The organism is Pandoraea sp. B-6, assembly GCF_000282835.1.
GTDB classification, from domain to species: domain Bacteria; phylum Pseudomonadota; class Gammaproteobacteria; order Burkholderiales; family Burkholderiaceae; genus Pandoraea; species Pandoraea cepalis.
The window spans coordinates 17,969-19,661 of the sequence record NZ_KB290536.1 but is presented as its reverse complement, the minus strand read 5'-3'; the positions used below and the strand labels follow the sequence as shown (position 1 = coordinate 19,661).

2 protein-coding genes are annotated in these 1,693 nt (G+C 63.9%); one reads left to right on the top strand and one right to left on the bottom strand.

Going from position 1 to position 1,693, the window contains the following annotated elements; all coding sequences use genetic code 11:
- On the top strand, positions 1 to 983 hold a 983-nt coding region (locus A985_RS25705), incomplete at its 5' end, for a phospholipase A (protein WP_198288702.1).
- Positions 984 to 1,063: 80 nt separating this feature from the next.
- Here the strand turns inward: A985_RS25705 and A985_RS0115415 are convergent.
- On the bottom strand, positions 1,064 to 1,486 hold the full coding sequence (locus A985_RS0115415; RefSeq protein ID WP_017234298.1) for an EamA family transporter: 423 nt from the start codon (positions 1,484 to 1,486) through the stop codon (positions 1,064 to 1,066).
- Positions 1,487 to 1,693 lie beyond the last annotated feature (207 nt).

Sequence of the window (1,693 nt, the reverse complement as noted above, 5' to 3'; positions counted from 1 at the left end):
TCACATCCGCCGCCGCCCTGCCGAAGGAGCTACGCGGCTCGGTGCGCGTCGAGCCGGTCGATTGGGATGCCTCGACCACCACGATCGTGCTCGATCGTGCCGCACCGCCCCAGCCGATGGTCGCCGCCAGCCCGGTCCCACGCGGCAGCGGTGCCGTGCCGGGTACCGCAGTCGGTGCGTCCGCGTCAGCCGCTGCGCTCACCGCGGCCGCCTCCGACGCCCTCGCCAGCACCGCTCCCGACGCGATTGCACCGACCAGCGACGCCGAGTTTGCGCGCATCTCCTCGAACGAGCCGATGTACATCGCATTCGGAAAGAATGGCGACGCCAACGCACGCTTCCAGCTCAGCTTCAAGTTCCATATCCTCAAGCCGGAAAATCCCGCCTCGAAGGCCTTCCTCGACAACCTGTACTTCGGCTATACGCAGCTATCGGTCTGGGATCTGGAGGCCGAATCGGCCCCGTTTCGCGACTCGAACTATCGGCCAAGCCTCTTCTACTACGTCCCCGACACCGGCGTGCGCGCGGGTTGGTTCTCGTCTCTGGGCGTCGCGGCAGGGTTCGAACACGAGTCCAACGGCAAGGCAGGCGAGGATTCTCGCAGCATCAACACACTGTTCGTCAAACCGATCTTCAAGTTCGGCAATCCCGCCGAGTACCACTGGACAGTGGCGCCGAAGCTCTATGCGTATCTCGAGAAGAAAGACAACCCCGACATCCAGGACTACCGCGGCTACCTGGATCTGCTCGTGTTGTGGGGCAAACCGAATGGGTGGCAGATTGGCGCGACCTTGCGCAAGGGCATGAAACGCAACTATGGCAGCGTAGACCTGCAGGTGACGTATCCGCTGGGCAAGCTGATTCCGGGCACCGGCGGCTACCTGTGGCTCGGCTACTTCACCGGTTATGGCGAAGACATGCTCGACTACAACCGCCACTCTCGGTCGCAGGTGCGGGTCGGGTATAGCGTATTCCGCTGGTAGCCAAGCGAACGTCCGGCTGGGGCGGATCGTCACCGGACGGCCGCCCGGTGCCCCGCGTCGACATCATCCCCAGCAAAAGCTCAGAACACCAGCACGAGGGCGCCCGCGACGATCAGCGCACCGCCAAGGGCTTCCTTGAGCGAGAACGGTTCACCGAGCACGCTCCAACCAATGATCATCGCCATCGCCACGCTGAGCTTGTCGAGCGGCGCAACGCCCGACACGGGCCCCAACTGCAGCGCACGGAAGTAGCAAAGCCACGACAAACCGGTCGCCACGCCGGAGAGCACCAGAAACCACCATGTGTTTGCGCTCAGGCTCGCCGGCCGCTGCCACTCGCCGCGCATGCCCACGATCGCCAACGTCACGGCGAAGATGATGACCGTGCGTATCAGCGTGGCCATGTTCGAGTTGACCTGCGCCACCCCGAGCTTTCCGAAAACAGCCGTCAGCGCGGCAAAGAACGCCGAGCCCAGCGCAAACAGTTGCCAGCTACGCAACATAAATCGTCCTTATGGCTATCCCTTGGGCCGGCCCCGGCCCCCACCTGAAACTCACCGGCATGTCCACCGCCAAGCCCCTGCCGTAGGGGATTCAACGGCAATCCGGCCATCAATGCGATAATGGCGCCTGCTTTGAACGCCCATCCCGCCTTTGGCCGACACGCCCCCTATGTCCGAATTGCACGACCGCCCCGACAGCCCCTGCAT